At 78.0% G+C, this 1,828-nt stretch carries 2 protein-coding genes; both read left to right on the forward strand.

What is annotated here, in order from left to right; all coding sequences use genetic code 11:
- Window positions 1-767: serine hydrolase domain-containing protein (locus tag ACIQOV_RS39915; RefSeq protein ID WP_401055846.1), on the forward strand; the 767-nt coding region annotated here is incomplete at its 5' end.
- A gap of 373 nt (window positions 768-1,140) precedes the next feature.
- Window positions 1,141-1,773 carry a hypothetical protein gene (locus ACIQOV_RS39920; protein WP_401055848.1) on the forward strand — a complete coding sequence of 211 codons (633 nt, stop codon included), beginning with the start codon at window positions 1,141-1,143 and terminating at the stop codon, window positions 1,771-1,773.
- Window positions 1,774-1,828: the final 55 nt, after the last annotated feature.

The raw sequence follows: 1,828 nt of genomic DNA on the forward strand, positions 1-1,828 counted from the left end.
GCCGGGAACCGATCACCCTGCGGCACCTCGCCACCCACACCTCGGGGCTCCCCCGACTGCCCCGGGGCATGGCGCTGCAGTCGCTGCTGTCCCCCAACATGCCCGATCCGTACGCCGGTTGCACCGCCGAGCGGGTGCTCGACGGGCTCGCGCGGACGCGACTGCGGTCCGCGCCCGGGCGTGGATTCCGCTACTCCAACCTCGGCGCGGGCCTGCTCGGCCTGGCCCTCGCGCAGCGGTCCGGCCTCGGGTACCAGGAGTTGGTGGCGCGCGAGGTCGGTGCGCCGCTGGGCCTGGCGGACACCGGTGTGCGGCCGGACGGGGAACGGTCCGCGCGCCTGGCGCACGGTCACACGCCGGGCGGCCGGCCGGTGCCGCCCTGGACCTTCGCGGCCGTGCCCGGCATGGGCGGGCTCCGCTCGACCGCCGCCGACCTGACGGTGTTCCTGCGGGCCCAACTGGCCGCCGCGCGCGAGCCGGACGCCCCGCTGTCGCCGGCGATCGCCCTCACCCGGGAGACCCGCCACCGGGTCAACCCGTTCGCCTGGACGCACCTGGGCTGGCTCGGGCACCGGCTGCGCGCCCAGCAGGGCGGGCACCTCCAGATCTGGCACAACGGGGGCACGGGCGGCTTCCGCTCCTTCGTCGCCTTCGACCCGGAGAAGCAGGTGGGCGTGGTGGTGCTGGTCAACACCCGCCGGTCGGCCGATCCGGCGGGGACGGCGCTGCTGCGCGGGCTGCAGAACGGGTTCGCGACGGCGGGGTGAGGGCGGGCCCGCCCTGTTCGCACCCCCGCCGGTGGGCGGCCCCGGCCGGGGCGCGATGATGGCGGGGCCGATTCGGGCCAAAAGGTGCCGATTGGCACTGTCGCCAGCGGCGACGAGCGGTTGATGCTGGGATCCGGCGGTCGCGGTTCCGACGGGGGATTCCGCCGAGTGAGAGGGGGTCGCCATGGCGGTGACGTGGTCGCCGACGCGCGTGCGGTCGGCCGGCGCTTCCGGTTCGGCCGGTGCGACCGGCGCTTCCCGCACCACCACCGGGACGAGCGGTGGTGCCGGTCGGCTCGGCCCGGTGGTGCGGGTGCACCGGAGGTGCCGGCCGCTGTCCTGGCCGGCGCGGGTGTGGCTGCACTCCTGCGGGGTGGTCGTCTCCGTGGCGGTCTGCGTGGCACTCGGCGGGTGGTGGCCCTCGCCCGTGCTGGCCGCCGCCGCGGTGGTGGCGGTGAGCGGGTACGAGCGGCTGCGCCCCGCGCCCGGGCTGCGCTCCGTCCGGGTCCACGAGGGCGGGCTGGTGCTGGTCCCGGCCGAGGGCGGGGAGAGGTCGCTGCCCTGGGGCGCCGTGGAGGCCACCGAGTACTCCCCGGGCGGGCCGCGCGGGGTGCCCGAGCACGGGCGAATATGGCCGGCGGGCGCGGACGAGCCGCTGGAGCTGGCGCACCTGCGCGGCCTGGGCGCGTTGTTCCGGGAGTTGGAGGAGCGCCTCTCCCCCGGGCTCCGGGCCGCGCTGCACGAGACGCTGCGCACCGAGGGGAGCGTGCGCTTCGTCCGGGGGCGGCTGACGGTGACGGCCGGCGGGCTGGTGCACCGGCCACCGCACCCGCTCGCCGCGACGGAGGCCCACCGGTGGGCCGAGGTGCGCTCGGCCCGGGCGTCCGGTCTCGGCGAGTTGGAGATCCGGACCCACTCGGCCGGTCTCCCGCTGGCCCTCGCGGTGCCCAACGCCCGTGCGGCCGCGGACTTCCTGGAGGACCTCCGGGCGGCCGCCGCCGGTTGACCCCCGTCGGTTGACCGCCGTCGGGCGGGGCCCCGCCCCCCCCGCCCCCGCCCCC

The sequence above is a fragment of the Kitasatospora sp. NPDC091257 genome (assembly GCF_044757675.1).
In the GTDB taxonomy this organism is placed as follows: domain Bacteria; phylum Actinomycetota; class Actinomycetes; order Streptomycetales; family Streptomycetaceae; genus Kitasatospora; species Kitasatospora lactacystinica.